A 19,501-nucleotide genomic window follows, 5' to 3' on the forward strand; every position below is an offset into this window, starting at 1 on the left:
AGTGCGCCGCCTTTTTCCCCCAGCGGGGGGGCATGGTCCCCCAGCGCTGGATTTCGATTTCGTTCAGGAAGGTCCCCGCAGTGAGCGACGAGAAGAACGGTTCCGTGGGTTCTGGTGGCGGCGATGGGGCAGGGGGCTTTGGCCCCAAGAAGCCCAAGGCCACCTTTGGTGACGTGATGCTCGGCATTCCCGCGGGTCGTGGCGGCGAGCGCGAGGAGCGCGGTGGCCGCGGCGACAAGGACCGCCGTTCGGATCGCCCGCGTGGCGAGCGCGAGGCGGCTGCCCCCAAGCCCACGGGCGAGGCGGGAAGCAAGCCCCAGGGCGCGCCCCGCGAGGAGCGCCGTCCGCGCGGTGAGCGCGGGGGAGGCCGCGGGGGTGGCGAGCGCCAGCCCCAGGGTCCCATGGTGGTGGTCAAGCGCGCCTCGGGCGCGGTGGAGACGCGCGGACCGGTGACCCCGGCCCCGGCGGCGTCCTCCGAGCCCACCGCCGAGGCGGCTCCCGAGGCCTCGGCCGCTCCGGCGCCGGCGCCCGTGACGCCCAAGGCGCCCGTGGTGCCCGCGCCCTCCAGCGCGCTCTACGAGGAGGTCCCCGAGGACAAGTCCTTCGCGGAGATGTTCGAGGCGCAGCAGAAGGATGGCGGCGTGCCCGGCCGTCGCGCGGTGCGCGTGGGCGAGAAGGTCACCGGCACCATCTTCCAGCTCGGCGCGGACACGGCTTTCGTGACGCTGTCCAACGCCAAGAGCGAGGCGATGATCGAGCTGCGCGAGCTCAAGGACGACGAGGGCGTCCTGCGCTACGGCGTGGGGGACACCATCGAGGCGCACGTCATCGAGGCGGGCGCCCGGGGCATCCTGCTCAGCCGCGCGCTGGCCAAGGGCAGCGCCAACATGGCGATGCTCGCCGAGGCCCGCTCCTCCGGCATGCCCGTGGAGGGCATGGTGCTCAGCGTGAACAAGGGCGGCGTGGAGGTGGCGATCGGCGACGTGCGCGCCTTCTGCCCCATCAGCCAGCTGGACATCCGCTTCGTGGAGAAGCCGGACGCCTTCATCGGCGAGAAGCTCACCTTCCGCGTCACCGAGGTGCGCGACCGCAACGTGGTGCTCTCGCGCCGCTCGCTGCTCGAGGACGAGCAGAAGCAGCTGGCCGCCAAGACGCGCCAGACGCTGGAAGTGGGCAAGGTCGTCAAGGGCAAGGTCACCGGCGTGCGTGACTTCGGCGCCTTCGTGGACCTGGGCGGCGTGGAGGGGATGATTCCCGTCTCCGAGATGTCCTACATGCGCGTGGCCCACCCGAGCGACGTGGTGAAGCAGGGCGAGGAAGTGGAGGTGGAGATCCTCCGCATGGAGCCCGGCCAGCCCAACTCGCCGGACAAGTCCAAGCAGAAGGAGCGCATCACCCTCTCCATGCGCGCCCGCCAGGAGGATCCCTTCAAGACGGCGATCGCGGAGATCAAGGAAGGCGACCGGCTGCAGGGCAAGGTGGTGCGGTTGCAGCCCTTCGGCGCCTTCGTGGAGCTGCGCCCGGGCGTGGACGGCCTGGTGCACATCTCCGCGCTGTCCGAGCGCCGCATCGCGCACCCGCGCGACGCCGTGAAGGAGGGCGAGGTCATCTGGGTGCAGGTGGAGAAGATCGACGCGAACGACAAGCGCATCGGTCTGCGCCGCATCTCCGAGGAGGAGGCCCAGCGCCCCGCCGAGGAGCGCCCCGTCGCCGCCGCCACCGAGGAGAAGAAGCCGGCCGAGCCCGCGGCGCCGCGCCCCAAGGTGGGCCAGGTGGTGGTGGGCAAGGTGGACCGCATCGAGCCCTACGGCGTGTTCCTCGCGTTCCCGGGCGGCAAGGGGCTCATCCCCGCCGCCGAGACGGGCACCGAGCGCGGCACGGACCTGCGCAAGAAGTTCTCGCTCGGCCAGGAGCTGAAGGTGGCCCTGGTGGACATCGACGCCTCCGGGAAGATCCGCCTGTCCATCACCGCCGCCGAGCGCGCCGAGGAGCGCGCCGAGGTCGAGGCGTGGACGAAGACCCAGCAGCCCGTGGGTGGCGGCAAGAAGGGGCTCGGCACGTTCGCCGACCTCTTCAAGCAGAAGCTGGGCAAGTAGTTCGTGCCCCGAGCGGGAGACACGGGGAATCCCAGACGTGTCTCCCGCCGTTCGATCAAAAGAGTTGACGGTCCAGGGGGAGGGCGGTACTAAGCCTCTCACTTCGCCGCGGGGTGGAGCAGCTTGGTAGCTCGTCGGGCTCATAACCCGAAGGTCGCAGGTTCAAATCCTGCCCCCGCAACTTGACAGGCCAGAGACCCTGTCGAAAAAAGGTGACAGGGTCTCTGGTGTCTGACAAAGAGAAGCGCAACAAAGGCAGCAAACGGTATCGCGGGGTGGAGCAGCCTGGTAGCTCGTCGGGCTCATAACCCGAAGGTCGCAGGTTCAAATCCTGCCCCCGCAACTCTGAAGACGAAGCCCCGTGGACGATGAGTCCACGGGGTTTTTTCTTTTCCGGGCCTCAACCGCTCCGGGCGCGGTGCTCCTCCAGGTACGCGGAGAAGCCCGCCTTGGACTGGATGCGGAACGCGGGCAGCCGCGCCAGCGCCTCGGGAGCGAATGCGTACTGCTCGCACACGAGGCTCGCCCGGAGCTCGCCCTCGGGGCCACCGGTGAAGGGCTGGACCTCGTGCGTCAGGTCGCCCCGGAAGTGCACCAGCATGCCCGGCCGCGGGCGCACCTCGCCGAGCGCGAGCTGTCCCCGGGAGAGCACCAGCGCGCCTCCCTTCGCGCCCTCGGGCACGTTCAGGTAGAGCACGCTCACGTGCTCGGGCGTCGCTCCCGGCACGCCGCTGGGCTCCTGCAAGGTCGCGTCGATGTGCCGGCCCACGCCCCGGCCCGCCTCGAGCAGCAGCAGGTTCAGGTAGAAGGCATTGGGGCGGAGCCGCTCCGGCCTGGGGCCGAGCAGCCGCTCGCGCCAGGGCAGCAGTCCCCGCCAGCTCCGGGGCTCGAGCACCTGGGCCAGGTAGTCGCGAAGGAAGGGGAAGCGCTCCTCGAGCGTGGCGCGTCCCGCCTCCGTGAAGATGAGGGCGAAGCCGCGGCTGCCCTGGAAGGTGCCCATCAGGGGGCTCCTCGCCACGAAGCGCGAGGAGAGCAGGGCGCCGCGCAGGGACTCCAGCGCCTGTCCTGGCAGGACGCCGCGATGGGTGACGTACTCGCTCACCCTCGTGAGTCTACGCGGTTCGACTTCCGCCGCCTCCACGGGAAGCCATCCGCCGCCTCGAGCTGAGTCCCCACCGGCCGAGGGGGCTTCGCGCTCATTTCAGCGAGCGGATGAAGTCCGTCAGCCGGGTGGCCATGGCCTCCTGGGTCGCGGCCGAGGGGTGCCAGTCCTCACCGTAGGGGCCTTGCTGCGGCGCATAGGCGAGGTAGTGGACGCGGGCGTCCCCCCGGGCGTTGAAGTCCTTCACCACCGAGGAGACCCAGTCCTGGATCTTGCTCCAGTGCTTCTGCCCGGAGGGGTACCAGTCGTTCATGATGGGGCCCACGGCGCAGATGATCCTCGCCTTGGGATAATAGCCGCGGAGCCGGGCGACGAAGTCCTGGTAGGCCGCGGTGAACCGGGCGGCGTCTGGTGTGCCCGGGGCGAAGTCGTTCGTGCCCAGGTTGAGCACCACGATGGAGGGCGTGTAGCGCGCGAAGTCCCAACGCGGGGTGGCCTGCCTGGGAAGGACGCGATCATGGAGCTGAGGGAGCGTTCCCGCCGTGTCTCCGGTGTTGTTGCGGTACATCCCCCGGCCCGAATAGCAGACCGTCATCACCTCGGCGCCGAGGTTGCGCGCGGTGAGCCAGCCATGGGAGCGGGTGATGTTCTGGTTGATGGAGTGGAAGCCCGTCGTCGGGTTGTTGGCTTCCGGAATGGACGCCTCATTTCCGTAGCCGCAGGTGATGGAGTCCCCGATGAATTCGAGCTTCAAGGCCGGACGGGCCGGAGGATCCAGGAGCTCTCCGTGGACCTTGAAGCCTTGCAACTCGCTGGTGCCGACCTCGCTCTCCGTCAGCTTGACGAGCTCGAGGGTGTGCTCGCCCGGCGTCAGGCTCCAGCCCATCTCATACACCGCCTGCTCCCCGTGGACGGCGAACTTCATGGGCGGCTGGGCATCGAGCGTGACCTGATAGTAGTTGGTCGTCCGCTTGTCGCCGGTGCTCCGGTCCTTCAACAACAAGGCGATCGCGTCTCCCTTGAACCGGACCTTGGTGGAGACTCCCGGGTAGGAGAACACCGCGGACGCATCGGAGACATCCACCCGCCCCATGTATTGGATTCTTGGATCGGACGCGGGGACCGTCACCCAGGTGAGCCCAGGCGAGGACACCTGGGTCGGAGGCATCACGGAGCCCGGTAGCTCCTGGGGCAGGGGCGCCTCCGGAGGCCACCCCCCGCAGGCGAGCAGGACCGAGAGAGCCCAAGTGAGCACTGGGATTCGCCGTGTCATTCGTAACGCCTCCCGAGGAGTGGGGAGGCGCAACGTAGGGAGCTCACTCAGGAGGGGCCAGAGAGGGGCCTGCCTGGAGGGTTGTCCATTCCACCGAGCTGGCGGCTCAGTGTCTGGTTCGCACCAGGAGGGACCTTCGAAGGTCCTGGGAAAGGTGTCAAAGGAGTCGTTCTCCGACACGAATGGCTGGGTGCCGCACGTCAAGGCAAGTGATTGACAGTCGTAGTGTGATTTTCAAGTCACGCTGACTAAGGAGTGTTGTCACGAAAAAAGCGTTTTGACAGGTTTCATCGTGTAGTGCACTATCATTCCCCCCGCACGGGCGTATGCGCCCGCTCGCGCATCATTGGAAGTTCTGCATCGTACACGAGGAAGTGTCATGTATCGGACTCATGCGCTGCGCTTGACGAACATCCTGGCTGTTCTGCTTTTCGTGCTGCTTGCCTGCCCGCGACCAGCGGATGCACAGACACGCATCATGCCGCTCGGGGATTCGATTACCGGATCGCCGGGGTGTTGGCGTGCGCTGCTGTGGAACCAACTGCGAAGCGCTGGCTTCACGAATATCGATTTCGTCGGCACGCTGCCGCCCCAGGGGTGCGGTGTCGCTTACGACGGTGACAACGAAGGCCATGGTGGATATCTGGCCACCAGCGTGGCGGATCAGAATCTTCTCCCCGGCTGGTTGAGCGCGACACGCCCGGACATCGTGCTCATGCACTTCGGAACCAACGATGTCTGGAGCGCGCGAACGCCCAGCCAGATCCTGGCTGCCTTCAGCAAGCTCGTGGATCAGATGCGCGCGAGCAATCCCAGCATGAAGATCCTGGTGGCGCAGATCATTCCAGTGGCGCCCGGTAGTTGCGCGGACTGTCCGCGACGAACCATCGAGTTCAACGCCGCGATTCCCGGCTGGGCGGCGAGCAAGAGCACGACGGCTTCGCCGATCGTCGTCGTGGATCAATGGACCGGTTTCAACCCGGCCACGGATACGGGCGATGGCGTGCACCCCAACGACGCGGGCATCGTCAAGCTCGCGAACAAGTGGTATCCACCGCTGACACAGTTCCTGAGCGACGATGGCGGCGACGGCAATGAAATCATCGCCGACGGAACCTACCGCATCACTCCGCGCGATAGCCCCTACAAAGCGCTCGATGTCGCGGGGCATGGGACGGCGGACAACACCAATGTGCTGCAGTGGTCCTACGGCGGAGCGAACAATCAGCGCTGGACGCTGACCCATCTGGGCAACAGCGTGTATCAGATCATCGGCGTGGAAAGCGGCAAGGCGCTGCAGGTCACCAGCCCATCGACGGCCAACGGAACGAATGTCGACATCCGCACGTATACGGGCGCCGCGAACCAGCACTGGACAATCACAGCCACGGGGGGCGGGTTCTATCGCCTCGCACCCGTGAGCAGCAGTGGGTCGGCATTGGAGGTGTCCGGCGGCTCCACGGCGGACGGAGCAAATGTTCAGCAGTGGGAATGGACCGGCGGCACGAATCAACAGTGGTCGTTTCAAACGCCCTGACCGAAGGCCGCTCGTGGCTCGCCCCGCCTCCCGGCCCTTCTCGTGGAGGTGCCGCGGGGCAGGGGGGCAAGGGGAGGACCCGCAGAACCCGGAGACGAAGCAAGAAGAGATTGACAGACGCCCGCCGTGTGTTTTATCTGCTGTCCCAGCATCAAGAGCGGCCTCCGCTTCACGCGGTGGCTCGACAACCTGGAGTCGGACCTCCAAGGTGTCCAAACGATGCGGCTCGAGGAGAAATACCTCCCGGGCAATCCAAGCGTCCGAAGCAGGGGCCACCCCTCCGCTTCGGTGAGAGAGGACCCTCCCGTGGTTCCGTCCACCCGTGCCGCATCCCTGAACGCCGCCGCTGATCGCCTCATGCCGTGCCGTGTCCCGGCCGCGAGCATGCGCCAGCTCCGCGCGGGCAGCGCTCGAATGCGCCGGCCCTACGGCGAACGCTAGTCCGCGTCCGCCAGGGCTTCATCTCCTCCCCATTCCTCTCATGCCGTGGGCGCGCGTGCGCCGCGACGGGCCCTCGTGTGCCCGGAGCGCGGGCCGTGTCTGCCTTTGACTGTCTTCCCGGGCCCGCGTGGCCCTCCAGAGGTTCGCAGATGAGCAGCGCTCCCTTCCAGGTGATGAAGTTCGGAGGTTCCTCCGTGGGCTCGCCCCGGCGGCTCCGTCAGGTCCTCGAGCTGATTGGTACACACGCGAAACAAGGGCCCCTCGCCGTCGTCGTCTCGGCCATGGGCGACACCACGGACTGGCTCCTCGAGGCGGCGGGGCTCGCCACCCAGGGAGACCTCGAGGGCGCGCTGACCGTGGTGGCGCGCATCGCCCACCTCGCGAAGACGAACGCCGCCGCGTTGGAGCCAGCGCGCTCCACGGCGCTCGCGGCGCGGGTGGAGACCCTGCTCACGCCCCTGCGTCAGCTCCTCCAGGGCCTCTTCCTCACCCGCGAGTGCTCGGCGGCCTCGCGCGACCGGGTGCTCTCCTTCGGCGAGCTGGTCTCCGCCACGCTCCTCGCGGAGCTGCTCACGGCCTCGGGCACCGAGGCCACCTTCCGCGACGCTCGGGAGTTGTTGGTGACGGATGACCGCTTCGGCGCGGCCCGGGTGGATGTGGCGCTCACGCGCGAGCGGCTCCATGCGGCCGTGGCGGGCTGGCGGGCCTCCGTGCCCGTCCTGCCCGGCTTCATCGCCGCGACGCCGGACGGGCGCACCACCACGCTGGGGCGCAATGGCTCGGACTACACCGCGGCGCTGGTGGCCCAGGGCATTGGCGCGACGGAAGTCACGGTGTGGACGGACGTGCTGGGCCTGCACACCGCCGATCCGGACCTCGTGAGCGACGCCTACCCCGTGGCGCACCTCACCCACGGCGAGGGGCTGGAGCTGGCCGCCGTCGGCGTGCGCATGCTGCACCCGCGCACGATGATTCCGCTCATCGAGGCGGGCATCTCCCTGCGCATCCGCAACACGATGCACCCGGACCACCCGGGCACGCTCATCGACGCCATCGGCTCGCGCGACGGCCAGCGGCCCACGTGTATCGCCACCCGCGAGGAGCTCGCGCTGCTCGGCATCGAGGTGCGCAAGCTGTCGGACCAGTTCCAGCTCGGCGAGCGCGTGCTGGCCGCGCTGCGCGAGGCGAGCGTCACGGTGTGGCTGTCCACGCAGTCGGCCAATGGCCAGTCGATCGCCGTCGTCGTCCCCCGGCCGGACCTGCTCCGTGCCCGGGGCGCCCTGGAGGGCGAGCTGGCCCAGGAGCTGGCCCGGAACGAGGTGGAGCCCCTCGCCCTCCGCGAGCCGGTGACGCTGCTGACGCTGGTGGCCGAGGCCATGGGGCAGGGCGCCAACGTGGCCGGGCGCTTCTTCAGCGCGCTGGGCGCGGTGGGCGTCAACGTGCGTGCGAGCGCCCAGGGAGCCAGCTCGCGCTCCATCTCCTGCGTCGTGGACGCGGCGGATACCGCCATCGCCGTGCGCACCACGCACGCGGCCTTCAACCTGGCGCACCAGCAGGTGAGTCTCTTCCTGCTCGGCCGGGGCACCGTGGGCGGCCAGCTCCTGGCGCAGGTGCGCGCGCAGCAGGCGCTGCTCCAGGACAAGCACGGCATCGCCCTGCGAGTCGTGGGCCTCGCCGACAGCCGGCGTACCCTGTTCGACGCGGCGGGTCTGCCGCTGGAGGGACTGGAGGAGCGGCTGGCGCGCGTGGAGCCGGTGGACGCGGAGACGCGCACGCTGGTGCCGGTGCTGGACGAGCTGCGCCGGCTGCCCGTGCCCATCCTCGTGGACTGCACCGCCGCGAGCGGCATCGAGGCGCTCTACACGGAGGCCTTCCGCCGGGGCATCCACGTGGTGGGGGCCAACAAGAAGCCGCTGGCGCTGCCGTGGGACGAGCGGGAGGCGCTGCTCGCCGAGGCCCGGCGCCACCATGTCGCCTACCACTACGAGACGACGGTGGCGTCCAGCCTGCCCGTCATCGATACGCTGGCCAACCTCGTGCGCACGGGCGACACCGTGCGTCTCATCACCGCGTCGCTGTCCGGCAGCGTGGGCTTCATCTGCAACGAGCTGACGGCCGGCGTCCCGCTGTCCGTGGCCGTGCGCACCGCGAAGGAGCGCGGCTTCACCGAGCCGGACCCGCGCGAGGACCTGAGCGGCACGGACGTGGCGCGCAAGGCGCTCATCCTCGCCCGTGAGCTGGGGCTGCCCCTGTCCCTCTCCGACGTGGCGCTGGAGCCCTTCGTCCCCGAGGACCCGCGGCCCGGCGCTTCCGTGGACACGTTCCTCCACGGGCTCAAGGCCCTGGACGCGGCCTTCGCGGAGCGTGTCACGCGCTGCCGGAGTGCCGGCACGGTGCTGCGCTACCTGGCGCGCATCGATCCGTCGAAGGTGGGCACCGGCTCGCCCGTCATCCGCGTGGGCCCCGCCCCCGTGGAGGCCGGCCAGCCCGGGGCGGACCTGCGCGGCTCCGAGTCCTTCGTGTCCTTCACCACCACGCGCCACAGCGACTTTCCGCTCGTCGTGCGCGGCGCGGGCGCGGGCGGCGCGGTGACGGCCTCGGGCGTGCTGGCCGACATCCTCCGCATCTCCCAGGCGCTGCGCGGCCGCTGACCTCTTCCCTAGCCTTCACCGAATGAAAGAGCCCCTTCCATGAAACTCGCCACCGCGCTCGTCCACGCGGGCGTGCGCCGGGACCCCACCACCGGCGCGGTCGCCGTCCCCATCTACCAGTCCGCCACCTACCAGCACCCCGCGCTCGGCCAGTCCACCGGCTACGACTACTCGCGCACCAAGAACCCCACCCGCAGCGCGCTCGAGGACGCGCTGGCCCGGCTGGAGGGCGGCAGCCAGGGCCTCGCCTTCAGCTCCGGCATGGCCGCGCTGCACTGCGCGCTCCAGCTCTTCGGGCCGGAGGATCACATCCTCCTCACCGAGGACCTCTACGGCGGGACGTACCGGCTGGTGGATCGCATCCTCCACGTGCCCTTCACCTTCGTGGACACCACTCGGCCGGAGGCGGTGCGGGCCGCGCTGCGTCCCAACACGCGGGCCATCGTCGTGGAGTCCCCCACCAACCCGCTGATGAAGACGGCGGACCTTCCGGCCATCGCCGACATCGCGCACGAGGCCGGGGCGCTGCTCATCGTCGACAACACCTTCCTCACGCCGTGGCTGCAGCGGCCGCTGGAGCTGGGCGCGGACATCGTGGTGCACAGCGCGACGAAGTACCTCGCCGGGCACAACGACGTGGTGGCGGGCGCGCTGGTGGCGCGCGACGCGGCGCTGGGCGAGCGCCTCGCGTATCTCCAGAATGGCATTGGCGCGATCCTGGGGCCGCAGGACGCGTACCTCGTGATTCGCGGACTGAAGACGCTGGCCCTGCGCATGGAGAAGCACCAGGCCAACGCGCGCGAGGTGGCCGCGTGGCTGGCCACGCACCCGCTGGTGGAGCGCGTCTTCTACCCGGGCGTGGGGGGCATGCTGTCCTTCAACGTCACCGAGGCGGCCCTGGTGCCCGGGGTGCTCGCCTCCGTCCAGGTGTGCCTCTTCGCCGAGTCGCTCGGCGGCGTCGAGACACTCATTACCTATCCAACCACCCAGACCCACGCCGACATCCCCCTCGCGCGCCGGGAGCAACTGGGCATCTCCGACAAACTGCTTCGCCTCTCCGTGGGAATCGAGGACTGTCATGACATCATCGCCGACCTGGCCCAAGCGCTCGAAGGTGCCCGCTGTGCCCACCCGCTTCGCGACGCGCCTGCTGCACACCGGGCATGAGACCGATCCCGCCACCGGCGCGGCGGCGGTGCCCATCTACCAGGTCTCCATGTTCGACCAACCGGGGTTGGATCAACCCGGCGAGTTTGATTACGCGCGCTCGGGCAACCCGACGCGCAAGGCGCTCGAGGGAGTGCTCGCCGAGCTGGACGAGGCCCATGCCGCCTTTGCCTTCGGCTCCGGCATGGCCGCCATCTCCACGGTGCTGATGCTGTTCAGCGCGGGGGACCACCTCGTCGTCACGGACGACTGTTACGGCGGCACCTACCGCGTGTTGACGCGAGTGTTCAGCCGCTTCGGGCTCAAGGCCACCTTCGTGGACACGAGCGACCCGGAGGCGGTGCGCGCCGCCATTCGTCCCAACACCAAGGCGCTGCTGGTGGAGAGCGTCAGCAACCCGTTCCTCAAGCGCACGGACATCCTCGCGATGTCCATCCTCGCGCGCTCCTGTGGCGCGCTGCTCATCGTCGACAACACGTTCCTGTCGCCGTACGTGTCGCGGCCGATCACCGAGGGCGCGGACATCGTGGTGCACTCGGCCACGAAGTACCTCGGCGGGCACAGTGACGTGGTGGCGGGGACGGTGGCGGTGAAGACCGCGGCGCTGGCGCAGGAGGTGTATTTCCTCCAGAACGCGGTGGGCGCGGTGCTGGGCCCGCAGGACTGCTTCCTGCTCCAGCGAGGCATCAAGACGCTGGGCGTGCGCCTGGAGCGGCAGGTGAAGACGGCGGCGGGGCTGGCCCGCTGGCTCGCGGACAGGCCCGAGGTGAAGGAGGTGTTCTACCCGGGGGCGGGGGCGGTGGTGTCCTTCCGGCTCGCGCGCGACGAGTGGGCGGCCCCCTTCGTGGAGGCGCTCCAGTTGCCCCTGCTCGGCGTGTCGCTGGGCGCGGTGGAGAGCATCGTCACCGTGCCGGCCCGCCACTCGCATGCATCCGTCCCCGCGCCCGAGCGGCAGCGGCGCGGCATCACCGATGGGCTCATCCGCTACTCGGTGGGGCTGGAGGATCTGGAGGACCTCCAGGAGGACCTCGCGCTCGCCTTGGGACAAGCGGTGCGCGTGGCGGCGTGAGCGGCACCCACAGGGGAGGGCGGCATGAGCCGCACCGGCTCGGCATCATTGTGGATTTCGCCACGCTGGATGATGGCGCCACGGACGTCAGCGGGCCCAGGTGGCGTTGGCTGCCTCGCAACTGAGCCTGCCTCGGTTGCTCATCTGGGGTTGAGAACACCTCATGTTTCCCCCGAGGCGCATGTCGCCCCCGGGTGCACATGTGGTGCAGTGTAGCCTGCGCCATGACCGGCTAGTCTGACTGCATGCGACACCCGTTCGGTAACACGAAAACTCGACGCTACATGCAGCCGCAGTATGCCTCCGGGTCAGTCAACCCGATGACTCGGAGGCTTCAATGAGCGCGCCGCGCGTGTTTATCTCGTACTCGCATGACACCCCGGAGCACAAATCATGGGTGCTCACCCTCGCCAATGATCTCCGCGACAATGGCGTTGACGCCATAATCGATCAACTCGATCTCGAACCCGGCCAGGATCTTTCGCTCTTTATGCAAGCGGGAATCCTTGAGTCCGCCAAAGTGCTGCTCATTTGCTCGGAGAACTACGTCAAAAAGGCCGAGGCCGGAAAGGGCGGCGTTGGCTTTGAGCGCCTCGTAGTCACTGCCGAAGTTGTAAAAAACATCGACACGCGGAAGTTTATTCCCATTATTAGAAATAACAAGTCCTCAATCGAAGTGCCTCGCTTCCTCGGGCCCCGTGTCTACATCAACTTCAATGACGACGCCTCGTATGTCGCCAAACGCGAGGAGTTGCTGAGAGCTATTCACGGCGCCCCTGCATTGACGAAGCGCCCTGTTGGCCCGAATCCGTTTCATACGTCTGGACCCACACCGCAATCTGTTGGCGTCATCCCCCCTGGCAATAACGCGGCGCTCGATGATCAATGGTTTGACCGGGAGGCCTCCTCGGCCATCAAAGGGCTGGCTGCGGCTGGTTACACAGCCAATATGGAACTGCGCCTTTGGCCTCATATCTCAATCAGTAAGTCGCAACCGGAGTTGCTCACATGTGTTGAGAACTCAGAAATCCACACGTTCGGTCGGCCCATCGGCATGGTAATTCCAAATGTCGCGGCATACAAACCCAAGCCGCACATGGATGGCATTAGAGCTGAGATTACGTCTGGGCAGAACGCCATGACGAAACGGTCCTTATATGACTACTGGGCATTGCGCTCCAATGGGGCCTTCTTTCTTAAGCAGAGCTTATTCGAAGACCAATGCACAAAAAACGAGATTTATTTCGACACGCGCATCGTGCGTGTTACCGAGGCATTGCTTTTTGCGTTGAATCTTTACACGGGGCTCGGAGTGGCGCCGGATGCCCAAGTCAGTGTGCGCGTTTCTCATCATGGGTTGGCGAACCGGAGGCTAACCAGTGCGACAAATGCGTATCTCATGGCGCCGGTGGATAAAATCTCCCATGAGGCGGAATGTCATGCCGAGATTGTTGTCGTATTGGGTCAAGTCAAAGAGCGCCTTGTCGAGCATGTAACACAACTGACGGCACCAATGTTCATGTTGTTCGACTACAGCAAGATTCCTGAGCAGACTTACACAACTGTTGTGCGGCGGTTCGAGAATGGGAACTGTTGATGCGTGACCTGGGGGCCACGGTCCTCGGCATTGTGAGGTGGTGGCAGAGCCGAACAAGGTGTTAGACAATTCGTAGGTGTGCGGTGTCGAAACGAGTTTTTTGACACCGCCCGTCCGTCCGCCGACACCTTCTGCCCAGGGCACGAAGGTGACCGCATAGGCCTCCCGAGCAGGAAGCTGAAGTCTTTTACCACGGACGAGGAGCGCGTTAAACTGCCGAGGGGCGGGCGGAGCCAGCCTCCGCACGGTCAGTTCCGTTTCCACCAGCAGATTAGGCTGCCGCTCCGCGTCGGAGCGCGTGCAACCGTTCCGCTAGACTTTGTGCGCAACAAGTTTTGCCCCGGAGTTCGTCGCCTTCGACGAAGAAGTAATCGGTTGAGCGGTACTTGTTATTTCGGAAGTTCTCGCCATTGACATCCAGGCGCGAGAACAGGTCGAGCACTGAAACGTCATTCAGTGGTCCAAAGACCGTCCCATTGAGAAGTTCGACTGCGACCGAGAACTTGTCCCGTCCGTCCAGTCCAGCGAATCGGACGCCGAACTTACGGATGTGGATGCGCCCCGCCGCGGTTTCTCTCAGAACCAGGGTGTTGGGAGCCGCGTTGGGGGCGGTGGCCACCGCTTCGTACCGAATGCTCGGAACACTGCCGGATTCAGGCGTAGCGGCGCCCATCCACGCAAGCGCCTCGTCAAGGACGCTGCCGTAACGCTCTCGATAGCGGTTTACAGCGAAGGCCAGCAGGTCTGCCTGCCTGCCCAAGCGCTGCCAGTCGCTCTTGGGCAGGAGAAGCAAGTTGCAGGGATGGACATTGCGGACGAATCGCCGGACCAACTCGTCACTGCCCCAGGACCTCCAGGTGGTGTCCCCATTCTTGACCTCGAAGATGTGGGCTGCATGCCAGCCGGAGTCGTTCAACGTCTCGCCGATTTCGTCCCTGCGGACGTCGAACATGTGGCAGGGCATTCGTCGCCTGAGCCAATCAGAGAATCCAGACCCCTGAGGTAGCGCGTTCCTATATGCGAGTGCGTGGAGGGCCCACTGGGGAGAATTGTCGGTGAAAGCTACCCGACCGCCTGATGCAACTTGAGGGGGGAAGAGGTTGCCACTTCGTCGCAATCGCTCGACCCCTGAAATCTCGCGTAGGAAGAAGATGGGGTCCAACTCCTCGACATAGCGACGAAGATCCGCGTGCAGTTCCAGTACGACCTCAGGAGCTGGCAGGTTGGGTTCGATGAACTGCTCGAAGAAGACGTCAAACGGACCGTTGTAACGAGAGGGCGGCGGGTTCATGGCGCTGTTCTCCGTGGCATGTGTAGTTTTGGCAAGCTTCCAAAGGACGAGTGGTCCCGAGGAAGTGTCAAAGAACTTGTTGCGCTTCCTCGCGCTCCCCGAGTCGTACCTATGAGTCGTCTGACACCCATCTCGGGTTGGGTGGCCCGCATCCTATCCTTCAGGGTTATTTCACCTGGGGGAAAGGCCAGCGCCATGGCGAATGAGTACCGAAGTCCTGGGGCGGGGGAGGGCGGCGGTGGGCAGCTTGAGGATCAGCGGAGTTCGAAGGGCAGGCCGTGGTGGGCTTCGCGCGCAGTGGTGCTGGTGCTCCTCGGTCTGCAGACGGCGTGCGCGACGAGCTACCCCATGAGAGGGATGCTCGCTGGCCCGACGCGCCACCGGGGGGGCGTCCATGCGAGAGGACGGTGCACGAGGGGAGCGCACCGGTGATGCCCAGGCCAAGCCCTATGCGGAGAAGGTGCGCACCCTCTCGCGGCTGGCGACAGGGGCGGTGCTGACGATGGGCACGGCCGTTGCTGGAGCGACGAAGGCGCGCCGTCCTGGTTGCGGCATCTGCTAGGTTCGTGACTTCGGAGGTGCCCAGCCCTGACCCGACTTTTCCCGTGGTTGCCGCTCACGCTTGTTCTGACTGGAGCCACAGCAGCAGCTCAGCCCCATCCCCCCGCCCGCGAGCGCCAGGAGCGGCGTGTGACCCTCTCCGGCAACCCGGAGGAGGCCGGGCCGGAGGTGAGTGTGGCCGCCGGTACCGCCACCTACATCCGCTTCGACGCTCCCATCGACAAGGCCTCGGTGGAGGTGGAGGGTCGGCCGATGCGCTTCCGCTGGGTGGATGTCGGGGAGCGTCTGGTCGCCCTGGAGCCCTCCGTCGACCTGGGCGTCGAGGAGAAGCTGGTGGTGCGGGTGCGCTACAAGGACGGAGCCTCCCCGGCGGGTGTCACGCTCGTGCTCGCCTCCCACCCCACGCGGGTGGACAAGGAGGTAGAGGTGGTGCGCCGCCCGCGCACCGTCGAGACGTTGGAGGCGGCGCTGGCGGAGAAAGAGGCGGAGCTCGCGACACTTCGGGCCTCGAGCGGGCTGGCCGGGCTCGTGTTTTCCGGGCGGCTGGACCCGTACGGAGTGCAGGCCCGACGCATCATGAGTGCACCCGAGGGCGCGTGGGGTGGGCTGGAGGTGGCGGGCGGAGAGGGGTATCGCGCCAGTTCCTGGGCTCTCGCTGTCGTCCGTGTGCGCAACCTTCCGGGGCAAAGCCCCTGGAGGCCAGGCGTGGCGCGGCTCATCCGTGCGGACGGTACCGCCGTGAAGGTCCTCTCCGTGGACATGAACAAGGCACAGCTCGCGCCGGGTGAAGAGGGCATCGTCACGGTGGAGCCAGAGGCCCCCTCCTGGGAGGTGGGCGATGTCTTCCGTCTCGAGCTGCTGGACAAGAGCGGCGTCCGGCCCCTCCCCACCCTCGACGTGGCTCTCTAGAAAGGAGGCAGGCCCCATGACGATGGAATCCCTGCACCCGGACCACCTCCAACCCGGCCATGTGGTGGGCCCCTGGCTGATCGTCCAGGTACTGGGCCGTGGAGGCTCCTCCCGCGTCTTCAAGGTGGAGCGCGACGGCCACCCGTACTCCATGAAGATGGCGCTGCGCCCCATCACCCAATCCAAGGAGGGCTTCTCAGAAGAGAAGTACGTCGAGGAGAAGAGCGCCTACCGGCAGCTGGCGCGCGAGGCGGCAGCGCTCTTCACCTACTCGTCGCACCCCAACCTGCTGCGCGTGTACGGGGTGGACTTCTGGCCCAACCCCGCCCAGGGCTATCCCTTCCTCATCACCGACTACGTGGAGGGGGACACGTGGCACGAGTGGCGCTGGCGTACGCCTCCGCACGCCATTGGGCTGGTGGACACCTTCAGTGACGTGGTGCGAACCGTGGGCGTACTCCACGCGCGCGGCGTCTACCACCGGGATTTGAAGGCGGAGAACATCCTCATCCGCCGTGCGGACGGCCGCCCCTTCCTCATCGACTTCGGCACCGCGCGGCTGCCGGGGGCGCTCACGAAGACGCTGGGCCTGCCCGAGGGCGTCCTGCACCTGGTTCCGCCCGAACTCCTGGCCTACACCCGCACCGAGGCGTGGAAGCGAGGCGAAGCCTTCCAAGGGGGCGTGGCCGCGGATTTGTACGCCCTGGGGGTGTTGCTCTACCAGGGCCTCACGGACTTGCACCCCTTCAATCCGGAGTTGCCGGACGAGGAACTGGTGGCCGCCATCGCCACCCGTCCTCCAAAGGCCCCGCACCTCCTCAATCCCCTGGCGCCGCGCTCCCTGAGCGACATCGCCATGAAGCTGCTGGAGAAACGGCCCGAGGACCGGTACCCGGACACCCAGGCGCTGCTCGAGGCGCTGGAGAAAGCCGCCGAGAAGGAGAGGCAGTCCCCCGCCTGGAGGCGGCCGCTCTTCGCTGTTGAGGGCAGTCCAGCAGCGGAGCCAACGCCCCAGGAGGTAGCGGAACAGCCAGCCCAGCCGTCGGAGACGGCGTCCGAGGAGCCAGAGGAGGCTCCGCCGCCTGAGCCTGCGAAGGAAGAGTCCCAGGCGGCTCCTCAGGAGCCCCCCGCTGCACCTGCCCGCCCGAGGCGCACAACGTGGCCCAGGGTCCTACTCGCGGGTCTGATCGTGCTCGGCCTTGCCTTGTGGCTGGTGCGCTCCACACTCGCACCCCCACCCGAGGCGCTGCTGCCTGGGTCTGGCCCCGAGAAAGGAAGCCCAGCTGTGCCCACTCCTTCGCGCTCTGCCCCTTCGAGTTTCCTCGCCGCCTGGCTGTGTGCTGTCGTCGGCGCCGGCTGCCCCGCCGCCCAGGTGAAGCCCCCAGAGCCCGCTGATTGCCCCAGGGAGGCAACCGAGGCCATGTTCAAGGAGTTGAAGATTCGGCTGGGCAGCACACTTCGGGCTGTCGTGGATGTGAACCAGCCGAGCGGCCTGGGCGTGCCGGGGGTCTACCAGGATGGACCCGTCGTCAGCCAAATCGTGGAGGGCGATGGCAATATGCCCGAGGGGACGCTGCTCCACGGCCGTCTCTGGACAGGCCCCGGTATCTACGACACGTATTCCGAGATGGATGTGCAAAAGAAGCGCCCGGCTGTCATGGGCCGCTACACCCTGGCCGTGCTCCCTGATGGTCGACAGTACCCCGTGTGCATCATCCTGGGCGACCATGTCGGGCGCGTGCCCAAGCTTGAAGGCTCCAAGGAAGGGGCCGCCGTGTTGAGGCGGGTGCTGCCGGTGAGCGCTGTCTGGAGTTGGCCGTGAGGGGGCCCATGGGCGCCGCCTGCGTTGTGCGCTGAGGCGGCGCTCTGATTTGACGCTCCCAGACCGCTCATTTGTTCTGGCGGTGGAGTTCCGCGAGCTGCTCATCCGTCGGCGGACCGTCCAGCAGGAAGATTCCCCTCCTCGCCAGAGGGAGTTCCAACTCAATTGCCGTGCGAACCTGTGCTGCAAGAAAAGGGTCGTCGGGAAACCGAGCCGCAGCCTCGGCCACAAGTTTCGGGGATTGAGCGAGCGCCTCGAGTTTTTCTACGTCGTGTCCTGCCTCGGTCCGAATCGCCTTGATCTTCGCACAGAACCACAGCGCGCTTTCCTCCGTCTTCATTTCACACCTTCCGACCCTTCGTCATGCTCGCATCCTACGATACCGCATCCGAACTCCGCTCCCTGGTGGTGATGCCATGACGAATCCGCTCATCCTTTCGGAGGCACAGCAGACGATTGGAAGACGTTGGAACGACGGGCAGTCTCTAGATCAAGCGCGGATTCTCGGCCTCGCACGGGATGCCCTGGATTTCATCTCCGCCACGGGCCAATGGTATCCCTTCGATGATTATCGAGTGAGTGGTTGGCATCACGGCTCTCCTCCTGCCGCCGACGAGCGTTCCACGCAGTTGCACGAACAGCTGCGCAAGACAGAGGCCTTCTTCGAGAGGCTTCTCGATGATCCGACAGCCGCGGATGAACAGCCGGCCATTCAGGTCATCCTCGACGCGCTTCGCTTCATCTCCTCGACCCGTCAGCACGAAGCCTTCGCTCATTTCCTCGAACATCTCGAGGCCAACGCACCGCCCTATGTCATGGCCGCGTTCGACACGTGGGACGAGGCCGAGGCATGGCTCCAGAAACATCCGAGCCCACCTCTCTTCGCCGAGGTGCTGATCGGCAACAAACCCCATGATGTGGTGTATGACCGCGAAACCAACTTCCGGCGCCTGCCATGGAATCGCCGTCTCCACCGGTATCTCGCCTGGCTCGAGGAGTTCGATCCGCCCGAAGCCGAAGCCTCGTTTTCCACGCTCGAAGAAGCGGAAGCTTGGCTGATGAGACAGGCCCACCCAGCCAAACGAACATGGGTGAAGGTCGCGGGTGAGTTCTACCTCGCGGTGTACTACTCCAACATCAACCACCGCGCCCTCTTTCCCATGTCCATGGCCGTGCGTGGCTCGAAGGAACTCAAAAGTTCCTAACCCCCTCCCTCTGGGGTGGCGGTCCGAGAGCCCTGGTGTCAAAGAACTCGTTCCGAGTCCCCCTACGAATCGTCTGACACCGGGGCCCCCTGGCCGGTCATTTGCTCCGCACGCGAGCCTTCTTCAACGCCGCGATGGCCGTCTTCACCGTGGGATTGCGCACGTCCTCCAGGACGGCCTCCGCCTGGGAGTCCGCCACGAACCTGCCGTCCTCGGTCTGGAACCACACGTCCGCGACATTGAAGGGAACGGCCCCTTCGGGACCCACGCCCGTCATGGCGGACACGATGGTCACGATGTCCGAGCGGCCATCGCCATCCACGTCGGGGAAGGCCACGGCCTCCACCTCGTGGATGCCCCAGGTGTTGGCGCGGTGCTCGGGCAGGGACTGCGCCAGGGCATTGCCCGCGAGCAGGCCAAATCTCACCTTTCCCGCCGCGTCCATGCAGGTGCCTGCCACGAACACCTTCCCATCGAGCACCGAGCCCTTCTGCTGCAGACGAAAGAGCTGACTCTCGGCGAGCTGGCGGCTCTCACAGGTGCCCCACAAGGCCTCCAATCCCTGGAGGGACTCCCGCTCCTTCACCGTGAGCTTCACGGTCTTCAGGGGTGGGGGCGCCTTGGCCCAGGCGGACACGGAAAGCACCAGTGACATCAGGCAGAACAGGGGCAGCCAACGGCGAATCGGGTGGTGCATTGGTGAGTCTCCTCTCGCGGCGTCAGGATACACGCGAGGAAGTGTCCGCGAGGAGGTGTGGCCGAGGAGGTGTCAAAGAACTC

Annotated in this window: 15 protein-coding genes, 2 tRNA genes and 1 riboswitch; of the genes, 12 read left to right on the forward strand and 5 right to left on the reverse strand. The window is 66.7% G+C overall.

Features of this window, described 5'->3' with window-relative positions; translation table 11 throughout:
* Nucleotides 1–80 precede the first annotated feature (80 nt).
* The 3 genes from F0U63_RS22230 (at nt 81) to F0U63_RS22240 (ending at nt 2,439) form a co-directional block, all read left to right on the forward strand.
* The gene (locus F0U63_RS22230) at nt 81–2,096 is read left to right on the forward strand and encodes a S1 RNA-binding domain-containing protein (protein ID WP_395847912.1); all 2,016 of its coding nucleotides are present in this window, start codon (nt 81–83) and stop codon (nt 2,094–2,096) included.
* Nucleotides 2,097–2,203: 107 nt separating this feature from the next.
* A tRNA-Met gene (locus F0U63_RS22235) sits at nt 2,204–2,277 on the forward strand.
* A gap of 88 nt (nt 2,278–2,365) precedes the next feature.
* Nucleotides 2,366–2,439: transfer RNA gene (locus F0U63_RS22240), tRNA-Met, on the forward strand.
* Between the two features lie 57 nt (nt 2,440–2,496).
* On the opposite strand, the gene F0U63_RS22245 is transcribed toward F0U63_RS22240, so the two are convergent.
* A complete protein-coding gene (locus tag F0U63_RS22245) occupies nt 2,497–3,198 on the reverse strand; it encodes a 2OG-Fe(II) oxygenase (RefSeq protein WP_395847913.1) in 702 nt (233 codons plus the stop codon).
* Nucleotides 3,199–3,292: 94 nt separating this feature from the next.
* On the reverse strand, nt 3,293–4,366 hold the full coding sequence (locus tag F0U63_RS22250; protein ID WP_395848405.1) for an SGNH/GDSL hydrolase family protein: 1,074 nt from the start codon (nt 4,364–4,366) through the stop codon (nt 3,293–3,295).
* 484 nt (nt 4,367–4,850) lie between these two features.
* Here F0U63_RS22250 and F0U63_RS22255 point away from each other — a divergent pair, with 484 nt between their 5' ends.
* The 5 genes from F0U63_RS22255 to F0U63_RS22275 all read left to right on the forward strand — a co-directional run bounded on the left by F0U63_RS22255 (nt 4,851) and on the right by F0U63_RS22275 (nt 12,933).
* Nucleotides 4,851–6,008, forward strand: a complete 1,158-nt coding sequence (locus tag F0U63_RS22255) for an RICIN domain-containing protein (protein WP_395847914.1) — start codon at nt 4,851–4,853, stop codon at nt 6,006–6,008.
* 143 nt (nt 6,009–6,151) lie between these two features.
* Nucleotides 6,152–6,273, forward strand: a riboswitch (SAM-I-IV-variant riboswitch).
* Nucleotides 6,274–6,598: 325 nt separating this feature from the next.
* Entirely contained in the window at nt 6,599–9,100 is a 2,502-nt protein-coding gene (gene thrA / locus F0U63_RS22260; protein ID WP_395847915.1) for a bifunctional aspartate kinase/homoserine dehydrogenase I, read from the forward strand.
* Between the two features lie 39 nt (nt 9,101–9,139).
* Entirely contained in the window at nt 9,140–10,267 is a 1,128-nt protein-coding gene (locus tag F0U63_RS22265; RefSeq protein ID WP_395847916.1) for a trans-sulfuration enzyme family protein, read from the forward strand.
* Nucleotides 10,179–11,336 (forward strand): trans-sulfuration enzyme family protein, encoded by a 1,158-nt coding sequence (locus F0U63_RS22270; protein ID WP_395847917.1) that lies wholly within the window; start codon nt 10,179–10,181, stop codon nt 11,334–11,336. The genes F0U63_RS22265 and F0U63_RS22270 overlap by 89 nt, the downstream gene beginning before the upstream one ends.
* Before the next feature lie 337 nt (nt 11,337–11,673).
* Complete coding sequence (locus F0U63_RS22275; protein ID WP_395847918.1) at nt 11,674–12,933, forward strand: toll/interleukin-1 receptor domain-containing protein; 1,260 nt, start codon at nt 11,674–11,676, stop codon at nt 12,931–12,933.
* Nucleotides 12,934–13,204: 271 nt separating this feature from the next.
* On the opposite strand, the gene F0U63_RS22280 is transcribed toward F0U63_RS22275, so the two are convergent.
* Complete coding sequence (locus tag F0U63_RS22280) at nt 13,205–14,224, reverse strand: hypothetical protein (protein WP_395847919.1); 1,020 nt, start codon at nt 14,222–14,224, stop codon at nt 13,205–13,207.
* A 394-nt stretch (nt 14,225–14,618) separates the two neighbouring features.
* Between F0U63_RS22280 and F0U63_RS22285 the strand changes: the two genes are divergently transcribed.
* Genes F0U63_RS22285 through F0U63_RS22295 form a run of 3 tightly spaced genes read left to right on the forward strand, consistent with a single transcriptional unit; the run spans nt 14,619 to nt 17,516 of the window.
* Nucleotides 14,619–14,786, forward strand: coding sequence for a hypothetical protein (locus F0U63_RS22285; RefSeq protein WP_395847920.1), 168 nt, complete (start codon nt 14,619–14,621; stop codon nt 14,784–14,786).
* 47 nt (nt 14,787–14,833) lie between these two features.
* Nucleotides 14,834–15,694 (forward strand): DUF2381 family protein, encoded by an 861-nt coding sequence (locus tag F0U63_RS22290; protein ID WP_395847921.1) that lies wholly within the window; start codon nt 14,834–14,836, stop codon nt 15,692–15,694.
* Nucleotides 15,695–15,710: 16 nt separating this feature from the next.
* On the forward strand, nt 15,711–17,516 hold the full coding sequence (locus F0U63_RS22295; protein ID WP_395847922.1) for a serine/threonine protein kinase: 1,806 nt from the start codon (nt 15,711–15,713) through the stop codon (nt 17,514–17,516).
* Nucleotides 17,517–17,583: 67 nt separating this feature from the next.
* On the opposite strand, the gene F0U63_RS22300 is transcribed toward F0U63_RS22295, so the two are convergent.
* Nucleotides 17,584–17,856 carry a hypothetical protein gene (locus tag F0U63_RS22300; RefSeq protein ID WP_395847923.1) on the reverse strand — a complete coding sequence of 91 codons (273 nt, stop codon included), beginning with the start codon at nt 17,854–17,856 and terminating at the stop codon, nt 17,584–17,586.
* Between the two features lie 76 nt (nt 17,857–17,932).
* Between F0U63_RS22300 and F0U63_RS22305 the strand changes: the two genes are divergently transcribed.
* Nucleotides 17,933–18,721 carry a hypothetical protein gene (locus tag F0U63_RS22305; protein ID WP_395847924.1) on the forward strand — a complete coding sequence of 263 codons (789 nt, stop codon included), beginning with the start codon at nt 17,933–17,935 and terminating at the stop codon, nt 18,719–18,721.
* Between the two features lie 97 nt (nt 18,722–18,818).
* Here F0U63_RS22305 and F0U63_RS22310 read toward each other — a convergent pair whose 3' ends face one another.
* The gene (locus F0U63_RS22310; protein ID WP_395847925.1) at nt 18,819–19,418 is read right to left on the reverse strand and encodes a hypothetical protein; all 600 of its coding nucleotides are present in this window, start codon (nt 19,416–19,418) and stop codon (nt 18,819–18,821) included.
* Nucleotides 19,419–19,501 lie beyond the last annotated feature (83 nt).

Source organism: Cystobacter fuscus, assembly GCF_044360685.1.
Taxonomy (GTDB): domain Bacteria; phylum Myxococcota; class Myxococcia; order Myxococcales; family Myxococcaceae; genus Cystobacter; species Cystobacter fuscus_C.